Origin of the sequence: Leucobacter sp. USHLN153 (assembly GCF_037145615.1) — a bacterium.
Classification (GTDB): Bacteria; Actinomycetota; Actinomycetes; order Actinomycetales; family Microbacteriaceae; genus Leucobacter.
Window position 1 is genome coordinate 455,930 of the sequence record NZ_JBBCXE010000001.1, and the last position, 21,300, is coordinate 477,229.

The 21,300-nt window shown below is 64.9% G+C and carries 18 protein-coding genes and 3 tRNA genes; 6 read left to right on the forward strand and 15 right to left on the reverse strand.

Annotation, left to right across the window (positions count from 1 at the left end):
- Positions 1–433: 433 nt before the first annotated feature.
- Positions 434–622: a hypothetical protein gene (locus WFH00_RS02140; RefSeq protein WP_336658944.1), complete on the reverse strand. Its 189-nt coding sequence runs from the start codon at positions 620–622 to the stop codon at positions 434–436.
- A gap of 162 nt (positions 623–784) precedes the next feature.
- Here WFH00_RS02140 and WFH00_RS02145 point away from each other — a divergent pair, with 162 nt between their 5' ends.
- Complete coding sequence (locus tag WFH00_RS02145; RefSeq protein ID WP_336658945.1) at positions 785–991, forward strand: helix-turn-helix domain-containing protein; 207 nt, start codon at positions 785–787, stop codon at positions 989–991.
- Positions 992–1,085: 94 nt separating this feature from the next.
- Here the strand turns inward: WFH00_RS02145 and WFH00_RS02150 are convergent, their stop codons facing one another.
- On the reverse strand, positions 1,086–1,325 hold the full coding sequence (locus WFH00_RS02150) for a hypothetical protein (RefSeq protein ID WP_336658946.1): 240 nt from the start codon (positions 1,323–1,325) through the stop codon (positions 1,086–1,088).
- A 73-nt stretch (positions 1,326–1,398) separates the two neighbouring features.
- Between WFH00_RS02150 and WFH00_RS02155 the strand changes: the two genes are divergently transcribed.
- Positions 1,399–2,166, forward strand: coding sequence for a DUF488 domain-containing protein (locus tag WFH00_RS02155; protein WP_336658947.1), 768 nt, complete (start codon positions 1,399–1,401; stop codon positions 2,164–2,166).
- Here the strand turns inward: WFH00_RS02155 and WFH00_RS02160 are convergent.
- Positions 2,163–3,014 carry a hypothetical protein gene (locus tag WFH00_RS02160; RefSeq protein WP_336658948.1) on the reverse strand — a complete coding sequence of 284 codons (852 nt, stop codon included), beginning with the start codon at positions 3,012–3,014 and terminating at the stop codon, positions 2,163–2,165. The two genes, WFH00_RS02155 and WFH00_RS02160, sit on opposite strands and share 4 nt — an antisense overlap.
- A gap of 559 nt (positions 3,015–3,573) precedes the next feature.
- Between WFH00_RS02160 and WFH00_RS02165 the strand changes: the two genes are divergently transcribed.
- Positions 3,574–4,056: a hypothetical protein gene (locus WFH00_RS02165; protein WP_336658949.1), complete on the forward strand. Its 483-nt coding sequence runs from the start codon at positions 3,574–3,576 to the stop codon at positions 4,054–4,056.
- Positions 4,057–4,289: 233 nt separating this feature from the next.
- Here WFH00_RS02165 and WFH00_RS02170 read toward each other — a convergent pair whose 3' ends face one another.
- Positions 4,290–5,831, reverse strand: coding sequence for a hypothetical protein (locus tag WFH00_RS02170; RefSeq protein WP_336658951.1), 1,542 nt, complete (start codon positions 5,829–5,831; stop codon positions 4,290–4,292).
- Between the two features lie 107 nt (positions 5,832–5,938).
- Between WFH00_RS02170 and WFH00_RS02175 the strand changes: the two genes are divergently transcribed.
- On the forward strand, positions 5,939–7,099 hold the full coding sequence (locus WFH00_RS02175; RefSeq protein ID WP_336658952.1) for a site-specific integrase: 1,161 nt from the start codon (positions 5,939–5,941) through the stop codon (positions 7,097–7,099).
- A gap of 134 nt (positions 7,100–7,233) precedes the next feature.
- Here WFH00_RS02175 and WFH00_RS02180 read toward each other — a convergent pair.
- The 8 genes from WFH00_RS02180 to WFH00_RS02215 form a co-directional block, all read right to left on the reverse strand.
- Positions 7,234–7,306, reverse strand: a tRNA-Phe gene (locus WFH00_RS02180).
- A gap of 64 nt (positions 7,307–7,370) precedes the next feature.
- A tRNA-Asp gene (locus WFH00_RS02185) sits at positions 7,371–7,447 on the reverse strand.
- A 35-nt stretch (positions 7,448–7,482) separates the two neighbouring features.
- Positions 7,483–7,555 (reverse strand) — tRNA-Glu (locus WFH00_RS02190).
- Between the two features lie 257 nt (positions 7,556–7,812).
- A complete protein-coding gene (locus WFH00_RS02195) occupies positions 7,813–9,435 on the reverse strand; it encodes an amidohydrolase (RefSeq protein WP_336658953.1) in 1,623 nt (540 codons plus the stop codon).
- 94 nt (positions 9,436–9,529) lie between these two features.
- Entirely contained in the window at positions 9,530–10,522 is a 993-nt protein-coding gene (locus tag WFH00_RS02200; protein ID WP_336658954.1) for a C-terminal binding protein, read from the reverse strand.
- Positions 10,523–10,614: 92 nt separating this feature from the next.
- A complete protein-coding gene (locus WFH00_RS02205) occupies positions 10,615–12,264 on the reverse strand; it encodes a thiamine pyrophosphate-binding protein (protein WP_336658955.1) in 1,650 nt (549 codons plus the stop codon).
- A gap of 5 nt (positions 12,265–12,269) precedes the next feature.
- The gene (locus tag WFH00_RS02210) at positions 12,270–13,940 is read right to left on the reverse strand and encodes an amidohydrolase (RefSeq protein WP_336658956.1); all 1,671 of its coding nucleotides are present in this window, start codon (positions 13,938–13,940) and stop codon (positions 12,270–12,272) included.
- Positions 13,941–13,983: 43 nt separating this feature from the next.
- A complete protein-coding gene (locus tag WFH00_RS02215) occupies positions 13,984–15,330 on the reverse strand; it encodes an MFS transporter (protein ID WP_336658957.1) in 1,347 nt (448 codons plus the stop codon).
- 256 nt (positions 15,331–15,586) lie between these two features.
- Here WFH00_RS02215 and WFH00_RS02220 point away from each other — a divergent pair, with 256 nt between their 5' ends.
- A complete protein-coding gene (locus tag WFH00_RS02220; RefSeq protein ID WP_336658959.1) occupies positions 15,587–16,546 on the forward strand; it encodes an Lrp/AsnC family transcriptional regulator in 960 nt (319 codons plus the stop codon).
- A 4-nt stretch (positions 16,547–16,550) separates the two neighbouring features.
- Here WFH00_RS02220 and WFH00_RS02225 read toward each other — a convergent pair whose 3' ends face one another.
- From WFH00_RS02225 to WFH00_RS02235, 3 genes are all read right to left on the reverse strand, one after another.
- Positions 16,551–16,838 carry a hypothetical protein gene (locus WFH00_RS02225; protein WP_336658960.1) on the reverse strand — a complete coding sequence of 96 codons (288 nt, stop codon included), beginning with the start codon at positions 16,836–16,838 and terminating at the stop codon, positions 16,551–16,553.
- A gap of 125 nt (positions 16,839–16,963) precedes the next feature.
- The gene (locus WFH00_RS02230) at positions 16,964–18,313 is read right to left on the reverse strand and encodes a M18 family aminopeptidase (RefSeq protein WP_336658961.1); all 1,350 of its coding nucleotides are present in this window, start codon (positions 18,311–18,313) and stop codon (positions 16,964–16,966) included.
- A gap of 4 nt (positions 18,314–18,317) precedes the next feature.
- Entirely contained in the window at positions 18,318–19,889 is a 1,572-nt protein-coding gene (locus tag WFH00_RS02235; RefSeq protein ID WP_336658962.1) for a leucyl aminopeptidase family protein, read from the reverse strand.
- Between the two features lie 190 nt (positions 19,890–20,079).
- Here WFH00_RS02235 and WFH00_RS02240 point away from each other — a divergent pair, with 190 nt between their 5' ends.
- Positions 20,080–21,132, forward strand: a complete 1,053-nt coding sequence (locus tag WFH00_RS02240) for an LLM class flavin-dependent oxidoreductase (RefSeq protein ID WP_336658963.1) — start codon at positions 20,080–20,082, stop codon at positions 21,130–21,132.
- Positions 21,133–21,300: the final 168 nt, after the last annotated feature.

The window sequence follows — 21,300 nt, forward strand, 5'->3', positions numbered from 1 at the left end:
CGAGGATCGCGCTCGGCCAGCGCCGCCCCTTGCGTTCCGGCTGAGATGTGGAGCTCGATCCGCCGCCGCCCTGCACCCTCGTCAGCAAATCCTCCGCCAGCCGAAGCTGCTGGGACGACGCCGCACTGATGACGCCGGAAAGGGTGTTGAACGTTGAACCGCAACGTACCGGCGTTGGACTCACGAATCGCGCGCTCGAGCCACTGCCGCGGCAAACAAAAGAACCCCCGCGTGTAGAAGCCACGCGAGGGTTCAGTGGCTCCGACCGGCATCGATCCGGTGACCTTTCGATTAAGAATTCTCCATAATCAAGGGTTTATGCGGGCTTCGCTTTTATTCGCAAAAGCCAGGTCAGAGTATCCATCCGCTTATCTCAGCTTCGATCTGTCGTTCACGAATGTGCGGGATAGATGCGGGATTCGGACCAGTCAGACTACGGCCTCACATTGACACGAGCGGCTTCGAGAATCGCGTCGATCTCGTCGCGCTTATACAGAGGCTTCCGCGAACCTTCGATGCGATAGAACGGGAACCGACGCCGATCGGATCGAAGGTTCGCGAGGGATTTGAGGTCGAGGCCCGTGAGCTTCGCGAGATCGTCGGGTGTCATCCATTCGGTCATCGGTCCAGTATCGATGGCATGGAAGACATCTTCACTGCTGAGATACGCAGGATCGTCCGCGAGGAGCTCGCGACTGTACTCGAGTGCCGGAAGCCTCTGCCGCGGGAGCCCGTCTTGCGAGCGCCACATGAGCGAATCGAGTCACCAATTGTGGAGCGACCGTTGAGGCCCGGAGAAGTCGAGCGGCACTACCCGGTTGTCGAGGTCGCGCGTCTGCTTGGGATGTCTCGTGACTGGGTGTACGACCGCATCGAAGACGGCACCTTCACGATCGCGAACTTCGGTGAAGGAAAGTCGAAGAGGCGGATTCCGGCATCTTCTATCAACGCGTACATCGAGTCGCATACCTACTCATGGCCGATGACCTGATCCCGCCGAATGCTCCCTCGTGCCCGTTCTGCGAAAGTCCACGGTTTCGAGGTTGCGGATAGGGGCGATGAGCATACTGGCGGGCTACCCTCGCTCAGTCCTCGTCGGTGTACGTGCGGTAGCGCGACATACCTGAGGTTGGTTCGGTCCACCCGAAACAGTACGGGCGATACAGCACACCATTTTCGTACCCGTGTTCAACTTCGCCCGCGAACTTCAATGCTTCCTCCTGGGTGCGGAACACACCAATAAGCTCCTCAACTTCATCGTCATCCTGGAACGCAAGCCACACGACAGCTCGACGCGGCCGAAAGAGTGATGCAAGGAAACTCATGGGGCTAGGTTACTCAGCAAGCACACTGTAGATACATGACCGGCGATGACTGGACCCCACCGGACACTCCCTCGTGTCCGTTCTGCGATTTCCCGACGATGATCCCGTGGCGGACCTGGTCGGAGTGCCCGGGATCTGGACGGACCATAATTGCGACAACGATGCTGACATAGCGCGCCGAAAAGCGGCCTGGGTTGTAACGGATATTATCTGTTACATGACACCCCTGGACTTCTCCACCTACTCTGACGAGCAGTTGAGAACACTCGCTGCGGCGATACGATCTGAACTCCGCGAACGTCGCCAAGCCTCGAGATCGTGCATTTACTGTCACGAGACATTCGCCGGACGAGCAGGAGCACAGTTCTGCTCAACGCGGTGCAGGACATCCGCACATCGCCTCAAGGCCAACCTTCACAATCAGCCAAACAGCATCCTCGGCTTCGGCTACGAAGGGAAAAGTGTCGACGACCTCATCGCCTCCCTCCATCATGCAGGCGTAAAAACTCTCGTCGATGTACGGATGAACGCGATCTCCCGCAAGAAGGGCTTCTCTAAGTCAGCGCTCCGCGACGCTCTTATTTCGAATGGCATCGGCTATGAGCACTTCCGGGCACTGGGAAATCACCGCGATAACCGGGAAGGCTACGCGGAGGTGGGCACTGCGGCTGCTGACGCGGCTCGAGACAGGTTCCGGGAAGTCCTGAAGACCGAGACCGCGGCTTCCGCGCTCCTGGAGGTGCGGAAGCTGTCGAAGGGTGAGCAGATCGCACTCTTTTGCTACGAACACAACTCCGCGCATTGCCACCGCGAACAGGTCATGGAAGCACTCACGGCCTAGAACAGGCCGGGGTTCGCTTTCGACTGCTCGACTGTCGCGGCCGGCGGGTAGTAGGTGCCCAGGACACTAAACGAATGCCGCTTTCGAGGGTCAGACATGTTGCCGACGTAAAAGGCTGTCCATTTGGCCGGAGGCTCCATTCTTCGCCAGAAGTTGTTCTCGATTGCCGCTCGGAGATCTGCATCTGAACGACGCTGATTGTGCCACTGCATGGCGTTGAGCTCCCAATCGAGCATCAGGCCATTGTGCCCATCGCAACCTGAAGCGGTGCAACGGTAGCTGTACGTTGCTCGGAAACGTGGCGCAAGGAGTTGTGCTGGGACATTCCCCTCGAGCGGGATCAGCGCGTTTGCTTCCGCTAAGCTCCGGGCGTTGAGCCGCTTCAACTGCTCCGGGGTCCACGGATCTTGCTTCTCCAACTTGAGGTTAGAAATGTCTTGGACGGGAACAAGGCCCAACGAGGGAGCTTTCCCGTCAGCTCGAGCCGCGGCAGACATCTCACACGTAGTATTCAAAGGCATCTGCCCAATAATCTCGTGGCGTTCCCGCCATCCGTGATCGGTCGAGATATTCCGAACTAAGTCCCATTCCCCGCGCGTCGGACGATAGCTCTCTACCCGGTTGTCATTTGAAGCTTTGGAGATGCTCACTTCAAGCACGTCGTACTTAGCGAATTGCTTGTCGGTGTGCAGCCACCGATAGTCCACGGGATAGAGGCGAATCCACTCGGGGCGGCCCCGGTCTAGCCGAATTCCGGCCACGCACACAGTGTCGCCATATTTGGTAGATGGCTGAGGTGCCGCCTTAACGGTAATGAGAACTTCAGCCCGCTCCGCACCGATACGCATAGCCCGAGCATAGGACATGATTTCACCGCATTGTGACACGTTGTAACCTGTTCGAACATACTTTCGAATAGGAGTAGTGGTGGATCGGTCGAACCTGATTCAGGTGGCGTTCGATGAGTGGATCGTGATGCGTGAGTTCGCCGCTTACCCGAAAGCCGTGATCCGTGGGGTGAGGGATCGGGGTGGTGAGGCGAGGTTCCTGCTGTTCACGTGGGATGCGGTCAGGCACAAGCAGCGCATGGTTGGGCTGCACTCGACCCTGCAGGAGGCTGAGCGGGCTGTGCCTTGGCCCCCAAGGAACGCACCCGTACCGCCGCTCCCCCAACCCGGACGACTCAGAGACTCCCACGCAGACGGCAACGGATACCCACCCGGTTCCCCAGATCGTGCCCGCGTAAACACGAAAAGCAGCCGAACTAGCGGGGAACATAGAAAAGCCCCCTCTCCCGAGCCGTGAGGCTCAGGAGAGGGGGCGCTATCTTGTGTCAGCGGACGTCGGGGTCAGACCGCGGAACTACTGAACCTATGACTTCTACCGTTGCCGCGGTATGCTCACCCAATGAACAACGGTCCTGACGACGCCGCGGAAAAACACCAGCTTTTAGCTAGCGTTGCCCTCGATCTAAAGCACGCTGCGCGCGATCGAGCGCGAACAGTAACTAATAAAGCGTCATTTCTTGCGGTAAGCGCTGGCGTTCTGATTACCGCGGCGTTGACCTACGCTTGGACTCTAAAGGATTGGTCGACCGCGCTACCGTTGATTGCGGCAGTCATTTCACTAGGGTTCGCCTCATATGCGATGCGCCCAGAGCCCGCAGAGGAAACCAGCCTTGAGGAACTGACCGATCTCTTCTTTGAGTCGAAGGCGAAGACTGTCGATCTCCAGGATCATCTTCTGAAGTCCTACAAAGCAGTAATCAGGTCCAGGGAAGACGCGACTCGGAAAAACTCCAAAGCAGTCAGAGCTGGATATATTTTGCTGCTCGTTGCTGGGCTTTCACTCACCATACTTTTCATCGTCGACCAAGCATTGAAAGGCTGAAACGCAATGACTGAGTACGAACGCCGAGAGCCGCAGAATCAGAGATACTCTGAAATCAAGCACTCTGAAGATTCGGCACGTGAGCAGCGGGCAAATGAGCAGCGCGCTCGCGAGGCCGCTCGCAGGGAACAGCAGCCCCGCGGGAATGACGGCAAATCGGACGGCTAGCCTCGAGCCCCCAGAAAGACGAATAGTGCCCCTCCCTAGCCGTAGCCAGAGAGGGGCACTTGTCGTTAGAGCTTCGACCGTCGAGCGGCCTGCGCCTGGTCTTCAACGAGGGCATTGATCTTCTTGTCTGCAACGACATTCATCGTCCCGATGAGCCGGCGGTCCGCGTCAACGACCGTCACGCTCGTCGGGACGTACACCGTATTCTCACCACCAGTGCTCATCCCAAGTCGGCGGCCGGTCTCGACCCAGATCTGACGGTTACGCTCCCGCTGGTCGGGCTTCCCCGAGATGAATGATTCCCAGCCGGTCTCCTCCTCAGCGAACTTGATGATCGGCTTACCGCCCGAGTAGATGCCCGTGTCGACGCCACCGCCAGCAGCGAAGGCATGCATCGCACGCACGTTCTCGTTGATGCCACCATCCGCGTAGGCGACTATCGCGCCGTTTGCATGCCCCGGAATGCTCGGATCTCCCGGGTCCTGGTAGAGAAGGTTACGGCGCACCTGCTCCTCGATTTTCAGGACCTTCGGCGCGAACTGGAACTCCTCAATCTGAGACAGCACATTCATTGCCTCGTACGCCTGCTTGAGCACGATCTCCGTGACCTTCTCTGGGGAGATCAGGTTCAACTGGTCGACGTACGCTGCCGCGGCATCCCGAGAACCGTACGTGGGAGCGAGAATGTCGATCAGCTTCTGCTTACCTTCCGCGAGCTTTGCGTTCGCCTCCTCCTGCGATCCTGTCTGTAGATATGCGGCAGCAGCAGCCTCGTTCGTGGCCTGAGCGACGGCATCCAGTGCGGCCTCGTTCTCGCGGCCAGCCTCCGTCGTGATGTCGAAATTGTTGCCGTTCTCCGCCAGCTTCTCCCCGAGCGTCGCCAGAGACTCCTCAAGTTCCCGATTCGCCGCCCGCGTATCGAACGTGGTTTCGCCAAAGTTGCGGATCTCGTCAGCGAGGGTCTCGACCTGTTCCTGCGCGTCCTCCGCGCTCTGCTGCAGACCACCCAGCGCCTCAGCTTGCGTGCCCGTGCTCGCAGCGCTCTCATCCGTCGTCGGCGGAAGATCCCCAAGAGCAAGATCCAGGAGCGTCGCCTCACTTGCGGACTTCCCGAGCTCAGTCGCCTGCTCCGTCAGGTGGTTCTTAAAGTCCGGCATCATGTCGATCATCTGCGTCAACTGCTCATCGGTGAGTTTGTACTCATCCCGCAGCAGTTGCATCGACGCCGACGCATCCTCAGCATTCATCCCCGCCAGGGACTCACCGAGCTTCTCGAACCGGTCACGCGCCTTATCCGCCGCAGGGTCAAGGGCGAGCAGATACGTGCCGACCGATCCCATCCACCGCATATCGGGTGCGTCACTGGTCTCCTCGATGAACTCCCCAAAGGAGTCCTTCGCTTTCTGCGTGTTGATGTCGAACCCGTCAAGGATGCTCGCGGACTCCTTGAACGCTTCCGCCACGACATCCTTTGCGGTGCCAGCTGTCCCGAGCGCGTTCCCGAGGCTCTCCGCCGAGACCGTCGCATCGTCAACGCTGCGCCGCATAATGTCGAGAGCGCCCGACACAGCACCGACAGCGGCGATCGCTCCGAGCCCCTTCCCCACAAATCACAGCGTCCGATCGCCTTGGTCTGAGGTGCGAGAGGAAAAGCGACTCGAACTTAAGCAGATGGGTGAGCTCGATCGAAAGTGGGTCATCAACAGTCCGATGAATGAAGTTCGACGTGCCTAGGCCGCGCAACCCGATCGGCTCGCACGGTGCCATCAAGGTTGACGAGATAGTTCCGAAGGTCAAGTATCGGGCGCGGACCCGTTACAGATTCAGCGACGGGAAAGCTCGCCAGGTCGAACGATTCGACACGACCGGACCGAAAGCAGAGAACAAGCTCAAGAAGGCGCTCCTCACGATAGAGGCAGACCGAGGCGGGGAGCTCAAACCCTCCACGACGCTGCGCGCGCTCGGGCAACAGTTCCTCGCATCCAAGCGCGATCTCGGACGCTCGGAAGGCACCTTGGAGACGTACGGCTACGCGGTGTCCGCGCACATCACGCCAAAGATCGGCGACATGAGCGTTGCCGAAGCGAAACCAGAGCGCCTACAGCGCTTCCTGACATCGGTGGAGAAAGAGAGCGGGGCGGGTGCAGCGAAGAACTGCCGTTCCACGCTCTCAGGGATGCTCGGTATCGCGGTCCGCAACGGCGCGATCTCACACAATCCCGTGCGGGAGCTCGAGCGGATCTCGCAGCGTAGGAAGAAGGGTTCCGCAGCGATCTCCCTCGATCAGCTTCCGGCATTCCTCGAGGCGATCCGTGCCGATGAGAAGCTCGCCGAGTGGGACACGGTCGAACTGATCGAGTTCATGCTGTCGTCGGGGTGGCGCGTCGCCGAGGTCTGCGCTCTCGACGCTTCTTCCATCGATTGGGAGGCCGGCACGGCGACCGTTGAGGCGATCAACGTGCGCGTGAAGGGCAAGGGCATCGTTCGCCAGGAGTTCCCCAAGACAGAGAAGTCGGGCCGCACCACTCCCCTCCCGAAGGCCACAATGGCGCTTCTCCGGCGTCGGCACGATCGACTCAAGGAGTTCACCACCTTGTTGTTCCCGACGCCTCTCATGCGCCCTCGCGATCCGTCGAACACGCAGCGAGAGATCCGGGACCGCCGTGCGTTGCTCGGCTACCCAGACCTCTCGACTCACTCATTCCGCAAGACGGCCGCGACGATCCTCGACAAGGCCGGCCTCTCGGCTACGGAGATCGCGGACTACCTCGGGCATGAGAACCCGTCCATGACGCAGGACGTGTACATGAACACGATCAAGGGCGCAACCAAGGCGCGTGACGTCATGCAGAGTCAGCTCGGCAAGTTGATTTGAAAGTGCGGGGTATTTGCGGGGCGCTTGACTGAAAGATTTTGAGCCCGCGTTTCAAACGCGACGTGGCCTACGCAGAAATCCCAGGTCAGGAAAACAAAAGAACCCCCGCGTGTAGAAGCCACGCGAGGGTTCAGTGGCTCCGACCGGCATCGATCCGGTGACCTTTCGATTTTCAGTCGAACGCTCTACCAACTGAGCTACAGAGCCAGGCACTCACCATACGGCGACCGCCGGAGATGAAGAAGCCCTTCCGAAGAAGGGCCTCTCACCTTGGCGACCCTGACGGGACTTGAACCCGCGACCTCCGCCGTGACAGGGCGGCGCGCTAACCAACTGCGCTACAGGGCCATACTGTGTTGCTATTCAATTGTATTCGGTGCGAGTGACCCCAACGGGATTCGAACCCGTGCTGCCGCCGTGAAAGGGCGGTGTCCTAGGCCGCTAAACGATGGGGCCGAAGCGATTTCTCGCTTGCTACCGAGATGAAATCTTACGGGGGTTCTGCATGCGCGCGCAAATCGGGGCGCCCGCGGCGGTTTCCCTGGCGTGTCGCGTTGTTCGCGACCGCTCTCCTCAAGCACAGAGCCTGCTCTCCTCCAGCGCAGAGCCCGCTCTCCCCCAGACGCCGATCCCGCTCCCTCGAAGCACCGAGCCCCTCCCGAGCGCCCCAAGAAGGAGGCGCAGAGAGGGGCTCGAGCACGAACCGAAGCCTGCTACCAGGAGCGACCACTGCTCGAGGTAGCACCGGTGTCACCAACGAGCGCAGCAGCGCCCACACCCGAATCAACACCCCCGCGGCGGTAGTCCGGCCAGGGGAGGTCGATCGGCGGCTCAAAGTCGGCGGGGAGCAGCGCCGGCACGGGCGAAGCCGCCACGCGCTCCGCAAACTCCCGCTTCGCCTCGGCGAGCACCTCGGGCCGCGTGAGCAGATCGAGGAAGGTGCCGGCGACCGTCTTCCCGGCCGTCACGATCGTCGGCGCGATCGTCTCGGGAATCCCGCCGAGCGCGTTCATCACCCACGCGGGATACGGACCAGCGCCAGGCACGGGCTGCAGCGCCGGCCGAGACACGTAAAACCGCACGAGCGGCGCGTAGTGGCTCATCTCGACGTAGTCGTCGCTCGTCCAGTTCCGCTGCCAGGCGGGCATGTGCTCGCGCAGCTCCCGCTCCGCGTCTTGCGGCGTGATGAGCTGCTCCGTCTCGGCGAGGAACGGCTGCTCACTCGGCTCAAGCCCCAGCGAGCGCTGCACCTCCTGCGCGACGGCGACCGCCTCCGGCCCGTAGCTCGGCGCCCCGACCTCCGACAGGTTCTCGAACAGCACGGTCGCCATCGTATGGTTCGTGCGGCCCGGTCGGCTGCGCGCGATCCACCGCTCTTCAAGATCGCAGTGCCCCATCGAGGCCGCGGCCGCCGCGTTGCGATCGAGCACCTGCAGAATGTGCTCCGCCATCTCGATATCGGGGGTGCGCCACGAGAACTGAATGCGCGCAACCCGCTGCGGCAGGTTATCCGCGGTCGCTTGACCATCGGTGAGGATCGCGTCGGAGAAGCTCCACCCACCCGTCGCGGGCAGCATCGCGTCGAGCATGCTGCGGGATGCCGAGTACATCTGCACGAGCGAGAGGTTCGCCCCCGGGGCCCGCGCCGCCGAGTGCGACGCCGGGATGGGCGAGTTCGGGTCAGCGCTCGACAGCTGCCATTCCTCGGGCCGATCGCAGACGAAGCTGTACACCTTGCTGTAGTACGCGCCGCACTGCGTATCCCAGCGGGCGGTGTTGCAGAGCGGCAGCATGTAGAAGGGGTGGAACGACACGATCGCGTCGGCGTCGTCGTAGTAGCCGCGGAGGCCGTGCACAACCTTCGAGCCGTGCATCTTCTCCGCCGGCTCCCCCGTGTAGTGGAGCCTGCCAGTGATTCCGTGCTGCTCCATCGCGTGCTTCGTCGCGAGCACGCCCGCGAGCGTGGAGATGCCGAGTACCGAGTGGGGGTCGGTGTGCCCCGGAGCGAAGCGTGAGAGCCCCTCTCGCGGCGCTTCAGACGTCGTCGCGGCCTGGCTGTTGCCCGGCACTGCGTCGTACTCGGCATAGGTCAGTAGCGTCGGCCCGTCACCGTTCGACCAGTGCGCACTGAACGCGGTCGGCATGCCCGCCGAGCCGTCCTCCACCTCGAAGCCTTCGGCGCGCAGCCGATCCACGTACCACTGCTGCGAGCGATACTCGCGCCACGCCGGCTCGGCGAGCTCCCAGATGTGCGTGTGCCATTCGGTGAGCTGCGTCAGGTGCTCGTCGATCCACGTCTGCGCGGTGCGCTTCGCTTCGGCGGTGAGTTCGGTCACGGTGCGGTGTCCTCTCGTTTCGGGGGGGGGGTTGAGTGATAGGGAGCGGTGCGCGGTCGCGAGCGGCGCTCGTGGGGTCCAGAACGGGGGCGGATCAGCCGATCCGGTTCACCGGCGAATCCGGCGCGCCGGCGTCCGCGTAGCTCGCGGCGTTCTGCGCCTGAATGCGCACATACTCGGTTTCAGTGCGTGCCGAGAAGTACGCGATGTGCGGCGTCAGTACGACGTCGGGGCGCCCGACGAGTGGGTGAGATGCACTCGGCGGCTCTTCGGCGAGCACATCGAGCGCGGCAGCCGAGAGGTGCCCCGCGTCGAGTGCGTCAGCGAGGGCCTGCTCATCGATGAGAGCGCCGCGCGAGACGTTGACGAGCACCGATCCTGTCGGCATCTCGGCGAGGAACGCCGCGTCGATCATCCGCTCCGTCTCGGAGGTGAGCGGCAGGTGCAGCGACAGCACGTTCGCTTCCCGGCGCACGTCCGCGAGACCGGCGCGAGTCACGCCGAGGCGGTCGAGTTCGGCGCGCACTTCCGGGGTATCGGGTAGCAGCGGATCGTACCCGACGACGCGTCCGAACAGCGGGCCCGCAAGGCGAGCCAGCTCGCGTCCGATCTTTCCGAGCCCGACGATCCCGAGCGTCGTCTCGCTCAGGCGCGGCGGCGCGGTCTCGGCTCGTGAATTCCACTCCCCCGGCGTCGCGGAGGCGAGGTAGAACGGCAGCTGCCGCACCGCATGGAGCAGGATCGCGAGCGCGTGGGTCGCTACCTCCTCAGTCGCGGCACCGGGCACGTTCGTGACCCACACTCCGCGCTCAGTCGCGGCGTCGACGTCGACGTAGTCGAAGCCCATGGACATGAGCGCAATGAGCTTGAGATCGGGCAACGCCTCGATGATCTCGCGCGTCACAGAAGCGTAGCCGGGCAGCAGCACTTCCGCGTCGCGCGCGCCCTCGATGATCTCGGCAGCGTCGCGCGAGCCGAGCACCCGCACGGTGTATCCGGCGGCTTCGAGCAAGCGCACGCCGCTCGATACGTCGGTGTCGTCGGTGTCCGTGTAGACCGCGATGCGGGTCCCTCGATCAGTCGTCATGTCGTCCTCGCTTCCGCGCGGGCGGCGCCCACGTCTGGGTCTGGGGTGCGGTGCTTGCGGTGCCGGAGCGGGAATGCGCCCCGGCACCAGGATCAGAGGGCGAACGCCGCCTGATCGATGTGGATGAGCTGCAGTCCGCCCTCCGCAGTGGCGGCCTGCACGGCCTCGCGCAGTTCGGCGGGGTTCGCAGCCCGGCGTCCCGTGCCCCCGAAGGCCGTCGCGACCGCCGGCCAGTTCGGTTGCGCGAGGTCCACGCCGACCGGAGCGATTCCGGCATCGGCCTCGTTCTGCTTGATCTCGGCGTAGCCGCCGTTGTCGACCACGATCACCGTAACGTCGAGTCGCTGCTCGATCACGGTGATGAACTCCTGCATCGAGAACATCAGCGCACCGTCGCCGGTGACGACGAACGTCGGGCGTTCCGGTTCTGCGATGCGCGACCCGATCGCCGCGGGCAGGCCGTAGCCGAGCGTCGCGTACGTCGCCATGTAGGGCGTCGAGTTCGGCTTGGAGACGCGCAGCGTGTTGAGCAGCCCCCAGTACGCGATCTGCGAGGAATCGGTCGTGACGATCGCGTCCTTCGGCAGTGACTCCGCGATGCGCTCGGCAAGCACTGTGTTCGCTTCCGAAAGCTCCACCGACTCCGCCCGTACCGCGGCCACCGTCTCCGCGACCGATGCCTCGGCCTTCGCGCGGCTGGCGAGGCGCGACGCGCCACCGCTCGAGACCCGATCGAGCTCTGAGACCAGCGCGTCGAGCGTGGCGGCGGCATCGCCCACGAGGCCGATCTCGACGGCCTGGTTCTTCTGCAGCTGCGACTCGAGCAGATCGATGCGGATCACCCGCCCCCGAGCTTCGAGACGCGACACCCAGAGTTCCGCCTCCCCCAACTTCGAGCCGACGACGAGCAGCACGTCCGCCTCCTGGGCTCGGGTTCGCGCTGCCGCCAGACGGAGGCTCGAGCCGATCGCGAGCGGGTGCTGCTCATCGAGCACGCCCTTCGCGTTCAGCGTCGTGACGACGGGCGCTCCGAGGCGCTCGGCGAGCTCTCGGAGCGGCTCGCCCGCGCCGCGCGATCCGCCACCCGCGAGGATCACGGGGTCGCATGCGCTCGCGAGCAGCTGCGCCGCTTCAGCGACCCGTGCAGCGGCGGCCGCCTGCGCCACCGCACGCTCTCGCGGCTGCAGCGCGTCCGCGTCAAGATCGGTCTCCTCCTCGAGGAGGTCGAGCGGGATCTCGATGTAGACCGGGCGCGGCCGAGTGGTGGTGAAGAGCTCGAACGCGTCGTGCACTGCTGCAACCGCCTCGTCAGCGGACTGAACGCGGCGGCCCCACTCGACGATGGCGGATGCGGCGGCGAGCTGATCCTTCGTCTCATGGAGCGTGCCCAGATCTGCGAACTCGGCTCCGCGGGCCGGCCCGGGCGACAGAATGATCATCGGCCGGGACTCGCAGTAGGCGGTGCCCGCGGCGGAGAGGGCGTTCAGCAGACCGGGTCCGCTCGTCGTGATAACGACTCCCGGAAGCCCGGTCTGCAGCGACCATCCATCAGCGGCATACCCCGCGCCCTGCTCGTGGCGCGTGGTGACCGGGCGGATCCCGAGCGCTCCGAGGGGGCGGTAGAGCTCGAGGTTGTGGGTGCCCGGGATACCGAACACGGTATCGACGCCATAGCCGCGGAGGGCTTCCATGACGACCCAGCCGGTCGTGCGCTTCGCGGTCGTCTCGCTGAGCGTGGTCATGCTGGTTACTCGCTCTCGCTGAAGCGGCGGCTGCCGTCGACCCAGGTCTCGCGGACGGGGATCTGCGAGATGTCGGCTCCATCGACCTCGAGCGGGTTCGCACCGAGCACGACGAAGTCGGCGCGCTTGCCCGGCGTGATCGAGCCGAGCTCGCTCTCGCGGCCGAGGGTGATCGCGCCCTCGAGCGTGTGGCCGCGCAGGGCCGCCTCGGGGCTGATGCGGAGCGAATCTGGGCCGAGCTGGGCGCCGCGGCGGGTGATGCGGGTCACGGCTGCCTGGATCGCCTCGAGCGGGCGGGGCTCGGCGACCGGAGCATCGGAGGAGATCGTGACGGGCACGCCTGCCTCGACGAACTCGCCGAGCGGGTTGAAGCGCTCGCCGGGGGTGCCGATGGCCTGCTCGACGCCCTCGCCCCAGTTGTAGTAGTGCTGCGTCTGGTTCACCGGGCGAATGCCGAGCTTCGCCATGCGCGTGATCTCCTCGGGCGTCGGGAGACCGCAGTGCTCGATGCGGTGGCGAGCGTCTGCGTCGGGGCGCTCGGTCAGCGCCTGCTCGATCGCATCGACGACCAGCTTGATCGCGGTCGGCGACTGCGCGTGCGTCGCGGTCTGGAGACCCGCAGCGTGCGCCTTGCTGACGAGCTCGGTGTACTCGCGGGGTTCGTGGTAGAGCTGCCCGGTGCGGCAGGGATCGCCGACGTACCCCTCGGGGAAGTACGCGGTCCAGCCGCCGAGCGTGCCGTCGGCGTACAGCTTGATGCCGGTCGCCGAGAGGAAGGCGTTGCCGAAGGGGCCCGTGAGGCCGATGTCGAGCACCTGATCGAGCAGATGCGAGAGGAAGTACATCGAGACGCGCATGTTGAGCGCGCCGCGATCCGCCGCCTCGAGGTACGCCGCGAGCTCGCGCTTCGACACCTGCGCGTCGCCGATCGCCGTGACGCCGCCGCGCAGGAACTCGCGCTGCACGAGGTCTAGCTGGCGCTGGTGCTCGGCCGGCTCGTCGCCGAGGTGGAAGTTCGGGCCGTGGTGGCCGATCTTCACGCCGTGCAGGCCGGTGAGCACGTTGCATGCCGCGTCCGAGAGCTCGCCAGTTAGCTCGCCGTCGGCGTCGCGGAAAAATTCGCCGCCCTCGGGGTTCGGGGTGTCGCGGGTGATCCCGAACTTCTCGAACGTGAACGTGTTGACGACGCCGCCGTGGCCGGAGGCGTTCATGATGTAGACCTCGCGGTCCGTGGCGATGGCGTCGAGCTCCTGGCGAGTCGGGTGGCGACGCTCCTCGAGGTTGCGCTGCTCGTAGCCGTACCCGCGGATCGGTGCGCCCGCGGGCAGCTTCGCCGCGCCCTCGCGCATGAGCCCGATGATCTCGGGGATCGACCCCGCCTTCGCCGGCGAGATATCGATCCACGTGAGCATCTGCCCGTACATCAGCGGGTGCGCGTGCGGGTCGATGAACCCGGGAACGATCACCGCGTCGGGGTAGTCCGCGCGCTCCGCGTCGAGGCCGGCCGCGACAGCCGCCGCCTCGACCTCCGCGACCGAACCCACGGCGAGAATGCGCCCGCCGGCGGTGAGGAACGCCTCAGCCTCCGGTCGGTCGGCATCGACCGTGAGCACGCGCTGAGCGGTCACAATCGTGGGGATCGAGTCGCGGTTGTCGTAGGTGGCGAGCTGTCGCACGGGCTACTCCTTCGAGTGGTGGTGGTTGGTTCGAACAGCCGCTTCAGCGGCGGTTGGTCTTGACGGCCGTCGTGTCGAGACGGGCGTTCAGTGATCCGGTCGCGGGTGCCGCGTCGGAATGCTGCGGCGCGAGCGCCGTGCCGACGATCGCGAGCACGGCGAGCAGGCCGAAGAAGGCGATGACGGTCCAGAAGTTCCCCGTCGTGGCGAGCAACGCCGAGGCGATCGCGGGCGACAGGCCGCCCCAAACCGCCGCGCCGATCCCGTACGAGAGCGACATCGAGGTGTACCGCGCCTGGGGGCGGAACATCTGCGCCATGATCGTCGACAGCGGGGCCCACGCGCCGCTCAGGGTGAGTCGCAGCACCGACACGAAGATGTAGATCATCGCGACGTTGTGGTTGTCGATGAAGAGCACGAGCGGGATCACCGCGAGGAGCGAGAGGCCGGATCCGAGAATCATGACTGTCTTCGGGCCGATCTTGTCGCCGAGCCACGCGAGCGGAAGCGTGACGATCGCTTCGAGCAACGACGCGATGGTCATTGCGCCAAGAATGACGCTCGCAGCGAGGCCGATCTCCGGGGTCGTGGCGTAGTTCTGCACGAACGTCGTAGCGAGCACGTAGCCACCCGACGACATCGCGATGATGCCGAAGCCGAGCAGCATGGGCCACCAGTTGTTCTTCAGTGCGAAGAGGATCGGGGTCGACTGCTGGTGGCCGCCGATCTTCTCCTCGAAGACCGGGGTCTCCTCGACGCGGAAGCGCACCCAGAAGCCGACGCCAATGAGCACGATGCTGAAGAGGAACGGCACGCGCCAGCCCCAGCTGAGCAGCACGTCGTCGCCCATGGCGGAGAGCAGCCAGAAGGCACCGGACGCCATCAGCGCGCCGAGCGGGTTGCCGAGCTGCGTGAAGCCGCCGTAGAAGGTCTTGAACTTCGTCGGAGCGCTCTCGACCGACATGAGGCTCGCACCACCCCACTCGCCACCGACGGCGAGGCCCTGAGCAATGCGGAGAACGATGAGCAGGATCGGCCCGACAATGCCGGCGGTCGCGTACCCGGGCAGCACACCGACGAGCGTCGTCGCGATGCCCATGACGAGCAGCGTGATGGTGAGCGCCGGCTTACGACCGAGCTTGTCGCCGACGTGGCCGAAGATGATGCCGCCGAGCGGGCGAGCGAAGAACGCGACGGCGTAGGTGCCGAACGATGCGAGCGTGCCGAGGCCCCGATCGAGCTCGGGGAAGAAGACGCTCGGGAACACGATCGCCGCGGCGGTGGCGTAGACGTAGAAGTCGTACCACTCGATGGTGGTGCCGACGGCGGCAGCGAAACCGGACTTCAACGCCCGTCGATGGGACGTCACCGGTGCGGTGGCAGTGGACATGTGAGGAAGCTCCCTTGCTTAGAAACAGCAGTGTTGCGCGCGCAACTGCATCGACTGTAAGTCAGCGGCGGCCCGGCCGCGAGCACTTCTCGTTCGCGGGACGCTCGTTTGACCGTCGAAATAAGGGCAGTGTTGTCGATCTCGTCGGAAATGATGCCCTGGTGATCGATGCCGGCGAACGTTTTGCGGCACGGACGCCGCAGAATCGCGTAGTTTGGTGGATGCCCGACGCACCCGCGTTCAGCAGAAAGCCGCCATGACCTCACGCACCCCGCAGACCGAACCGCCCCGTGGCGCCCGGCGCAAGAACGAGCTCGACACCTTCGACGCAGCGCTGATCCGCGAACTTCAAAACGACGGGCGGGCGAGCACGCAGACGCTCGCGACCCGGCTCGGAGCGACGCGCGACGTCGTTGCGGCGCGCCTCAAGACGCTCACGGAGCGCGGCGGACTCCGCATTGTGGCCGCCCTTGACCCGGGCTTTGTGGGCCACCGCCTGCTAGTGCATGCGAAGGCTGAGGTTGACGGCCCGCTCGCCCCGATTGCGCGCGAGATCGCCGAGCTACCCGACGCAGTTTTCGTCTCAATGGCGAGCGGCCCGTTCCCACTCGTGTTCGAGACGCGGCACGGCGACATCCACGAACTGCATGAGACGCTCGAGTACGCGCGCCAACTCCCCGGGGTGCGCCGCATCATCGTTTCGACGTATGTCGAGGTACTCAAGGGGTTCTTCGTGTCCCACCAGAAGAGCTCGGTGACACTCGATCGCATCGATTACGAACTGGTGGCCGCGCTGCAGCAGGATGGCCGGGCGAGCTATCGCAATCTTGCGGACACGGTCCACCTCTCCCCCTCGGCCGCGCGCGCCCGAGTGCATCGGCTCATCGACGCGGGTGTGATTCGCATCTCCACCATCAAGTCCGGCGGCATCCTCCGCAGCCGACTCGCCATCGGCGTGGGCATCACCGTGAACGGCGACGCGGCTCCGGTGAGGCAGTACATCGTCGACTCACCCGACATCGACTTTGCGGCTCGCGCGCACGGGAGTTTCGACTTCGTCGCGACCATGGTCGGTTCGTCGCCCGAGCATCTCGTAGGAGTCATGGACGAGCTGCGTGCGCTCCCGGGCGTCAGCGCGCTCGACTCGTGGACGCACTACGACGTCATCAAGGAGGACTACGCTCGCACGCTCGGTCGCGTACTCGTCAAGCAGTGATTGCTTAGTAGCCGCCGAGCGCGCGCTGCACACGGCTCAGCGAGATATTCTCGAGCAGCAGCACACCTGAGCTGGTGCGCTGCTCGAAGTGGTACCCCATCTTGCCCTGTCGCAGCATTCCGATGAACATGGGCTCGTCGGCGTTCCACATGATCCACGTCGGGAGCCCGTCGGCATTCTTCCCGAGATATGTGATCTCGATCTGGCGAGTGCCGATGCGCTGCACGTCGGGCATCAGCTGGTTCCGTGACAGGGCGACGCTCCCGTTCTCCGTCTGCTGCAACTCGCTCATGGCACGATCCTAGCGAATCACTGGCGGTTCGGGCACTAAAACGGCAGATCACGCCGCGAGACCGGAGGGGGTTGCGCCGCCGCGCCGCCGCTGACATTGCGCGGCGACTGGGCGTGCGCCGCGTGTCACGCTCGCTCGAAGAACGCGCTCGCGACGCGGGCGAGGCCGTAGAGATCGTCGACATGGGCGAGTTCGCGCGCGGAATGCATCGACAGCAGCGGCACACCGACGTCGACGGTGCGGATGCCGAGCCGCGTCGCGGTGAGCGGCCCGATGGTGGAACCGCAGGGCACGGTGTTGTTCGACACGAACTCCTGCGTGGGAACGCCAGCCGTCTCGCCGAGGCGCGCCCAGAGCGCGGCTCCCTGGGCGTCGCTCGCGTACCGCTGATTGGCATTTCGCTTCAGCATGGGGCCGGCACCGGCAATCGGGTGCACGCGAGGATCGTGCTTCTCTGCGTAGTTCGGGTGCACCGAGTGGCCTGCATCGGCCGACAGGCACCACGAGGCCGCGAGTGCCCGGGCCGTGTCTTCAGCCGAGGCATCAAGTCCGAATCGCAAGCGCTCGAGCACGTCCGCAAGAAACGGTCCCGCCGCTCCCGAACGCGTATTGGAGCCGACCTCTTCGTGGTCGAAGGCCGCGAACATCGCGATGGTGCCGGGCTCGGGTTCGGTCTCGAGGAGTGCGGCGAGAGCGGCATACGTCGAGCTCAAATTGTCGAGACGCGCCGACGCGAAGAGTTCGGCGTTCGCTCCGATTCGCTGCGGCTCCTGGGTGTCGTACAATCGGAGGTCGAGCCCGACGAGATCTTCGGCGGTGAGCGACGCTCGGGCGGCGGATCGAGCAGCTGCGCGCCCGCGGCCGGAGCCCTTGCGCCCACCTCCGAGCGCTCGAATGAGCAGCGCGCTGAGCGAGAGTTCCTCATCCGCAAGGCCAATGATCGGCTGCGTATGACGCTGCTTGTCGAGCGTCAGCTCGGAGTTCTGCGAGCGATCGAGGTGTATCGCAAGCTGCGGGATGCGCGCCACGGGGCCGGTGCGCACGAGATGCTCAGCACCGTCGCGCGTCACCACCCGACCCGCGAACCCGAGATCTCGATCCAGCCACGAGGTGAGGAGCGGCCCGCCGTAGACCTCGACGCCGACCTGAGCCCACCCTTCGGTGGTGAAGTCCGGCTGCGGCTTCACGATGAATCCCGGGGAATCGGTGTGGGTGCCGAGTACGCGAACCGGGCTCGTCGCGTCGATGTCGGAACCGGCACGCCAGGCGATGATCGCGCCATCACGTCGCACGAAGCCCCGCCCACCCGCTTCCAGAGCGGACCATGCGGCAAGCTCATCGAGATCAGCGAATCCAGCCTTCGTGAGGCTCTCGGCGATTGCTCCCGCCGCATGATACGAGCTCGGTGACGCCGACACGAAGTCGGCGAAGACGGCGCTGTAGGCGTCGCGATCCTGCAATACGGAACGGGGCATCGCGTTATTCCTCCGTGCGGGCGCCCGCGGAGGGCGCGAAGTTGGTCGCGTATTCGGCGAGCAGGCGCGCGCCGAAGCCGGTCGAGCCGACCGAACGCCAGAGATCGTCGCTCTCGGCCTGCATCGTTCCGGCAATGTCGAGGTGACCCCACGGCGTGCCGTCGACGAACTCGTTCAGGAAGAGGGCGGCGAGGATCACGCCGGCGTACTGACCGCCGATGTTCGAGAGGTCCGCGACGTTCGACTTCAGCTGCTCGCGGTACCGGTGGTCGAGCGGGAATCGCCAGATGTTCTCGTCGGTCGCGTCAGCAGCGACCTGCAACTGCGCCGCAACCTCGTCGTCATTCGCGAGCATCGCAGCCGTGCGCGTGCCGAGTGCTGCCATCGCCGCGCCGGTGAGCGTCGCGATGTCGACGATCGCGTCGGGTCGGCGCTCGCCGATGGTGAGATCCTCCGTCGCGAGCACGAGCCCGTCCGCCATCACGAGGCGTCCCTCGGCATCGGTGTTCTTCACCTCGACGGTCTTGCCTCCGCGGATGGTGAGCACGTCGCCGAGCTTCGTCGCGCTGCCCGAGGGCATGTTGTCCGTGCACATCAGCCAACCCGTGACCGCCGTCTTCGCCCCGAGGTCACGCAGTGCGGTCATGGACGAGAACACGGAACCCGCGCCCATCATGTCGAACTTCATCGCCGCATGCATTGCGTTCGAGGGCTTCAGGCTGATGCCGCCCGAGTCGTACATGATGCCCTTACCGATGAGCGCAAGGTGGCCCTCAGGGTCGGCCGGGCGGTATGAGATCTTAATCATTCGGGGCTCTTCAACGCTGCCGGCGTTCACGCCCAGCAGTCCGCCCGCGCCGAGCTCGATGAGCTGTTGCCGGTCGAACACCTCAACCTCAAGCCCGAACTGCGGGGCCAGCCCCTCGATGACCGTTGCGAACTTCTCTGCGCTCAGGTGACGAGGAGGCGTGTTCGCGAGATCTCGCGCGATGCTCGCGGACCGGGCCAGGATCAGGCCACGTTCGACGCCCTCGTGCGCGGAGTCAACGTCGGACTCGGGCACTCCGAGCGTCAGCGACCGCAGCGCGACGGTATGCGGGTCACCCTTGAGCGCGTCGTACCGGTACCGAGCGAGCACCGCACCCTCCGTCGCCGCAAGCGCCGCATCGAACGGCTCAAGCCCGGCCGAACCTGCGCCGCCGGAAACGACTCCGCTCAGGTCGATCACCAACTGGGCAGCCTCACGAGCCGCACGCGTGAAGGCCGCAACCGCGTCGCGCAGGTGTGCCGCTGTCGCAATGCCTGAGCCGATGCCGACCAACACCTGCAGCCGCTCGCCCGGCAGCACCAGAGTCTGCCCTCGCCCACCCGTGAACCCCGCTGCGGCGAGCGCCTCACGCGTGACCCCGCCGAGTTCCGACGGGAGCTCGCCTTCCTCCGTCGCCAGACGCGCAATTGCGAGCGCGTCGGCACCGGCACCGACCCCCTCGAGCCCGGGGCTCGCGACCACTTGCACCTCAGTGTTGTGGGCCAGGGACGGGACGGGATCGAATGCAGGATCAATCACAACGCTCATGGTCTCCACATTACTCACCACCTCCGACATCTTTCTGGTTCGGAGATACGCCGCTCGCGAAGCGCCGCGCGTTCAGTGGCGCCGGCTGAAGAAAACAGTGACCGGCTCTCGGCGATGCGTCGGAACGGCCGATCGCGATCCCGAACTATATGCGCGGGAATATATTCAGCAGGGAACGGTTGCAGCAACCATGCAATCATTCGGATTCCTCTCTTTCGGCCATTACGGCCCGGTGCCCGGCTCCCGCGTGCGGACGGCCGGAGACATGCTGCGACAGACCGTTGAGCTCGCGAAAGCGGCTGATGAGATCGGCGTGAATGGCGCGTACGTGCGGGTGCATCACTTCGCGCGGCAGGCCGCGTCGCCGATCCCTCTGCTCACCGCCATGGCCGCCCGCACGAAGCACATCGAGGTCGGCACCGGCGTCATCGACATGCGGTACGAGAACCCGCTCTACCTCGCGGAGGAGCTCGCGGCGCTCGACCTGCTTGCCGACCAGCGCATCGCGATCGGCGTCAGTCGTGGATCACCCGAAACGGCACTGCGCGGCTACGAAGCGTTCGGGTACCTCGGTGCGGAAGACCCCCGTGGGGCGGATCTCGCGCGAGCCAAGTTCGACCTGTTCTTGCGCGCGATCGACGGTGAACCGCTCGTCGATAGCGACCCGCAGATGGCTCCCCCTGGCCGGCTCGCGCTCGAGCCACGGTCGCCCGGCCTCCGCGACCGCATTTGGTGGGGTGCAGGATCGCGCGATTCCGCCGAAGAGGTCGGCCGTCAAGGCTTGAACCTCATGAGCTCTACGCTGCTCACCGAGGCGACCGGGCAGCCGTTCCACGTGCTGCAGCGCGAGCAGATCGACCGCTTCCGGGAGGCGTACCGCGCCGCGGGGCACTCTGGCACGCCGCGCGTCTCGGTGAGCCGGAGCGTGTTCCCGATCGTCACCGCGGAGGACGAGGCCTACTTCGGGCTGCGCTCGCGGGAGAACATGGACCAGGTCGGGATCATCGACGGTTTCCGCTCGACCTTCGGCAAGACCTACGCCGATGAGCCCGACCGGCTCATCGCGCAGTTGCAGGCGGACGAGGCCGTGGTGGCGGCGGACACGCTGATGCTGACGATCCCGAATCAGTTGGGGCCGGAGTACAACGCCCACATCCTGGACTCCTTCGCGAAACACGTCGCCCCCGCGCTGGGATGGCAACCGAATACCGAAGAATCAGTTGACAGTCGCTCGCCGTTCTGAGGACATTTGGGAAGCTATTCCGCCTGCGACAAAACCATAGGAAGCTGCGACACGGATGACGCGCTCTTAAAGAGCTACCTACGCAACTTTCACAATGGAAACCAATTCGAACCCTTCGACTGGCGCACAACAATTCGATAGGTTGGGAGAAATCGTGTGCCGCTCGCC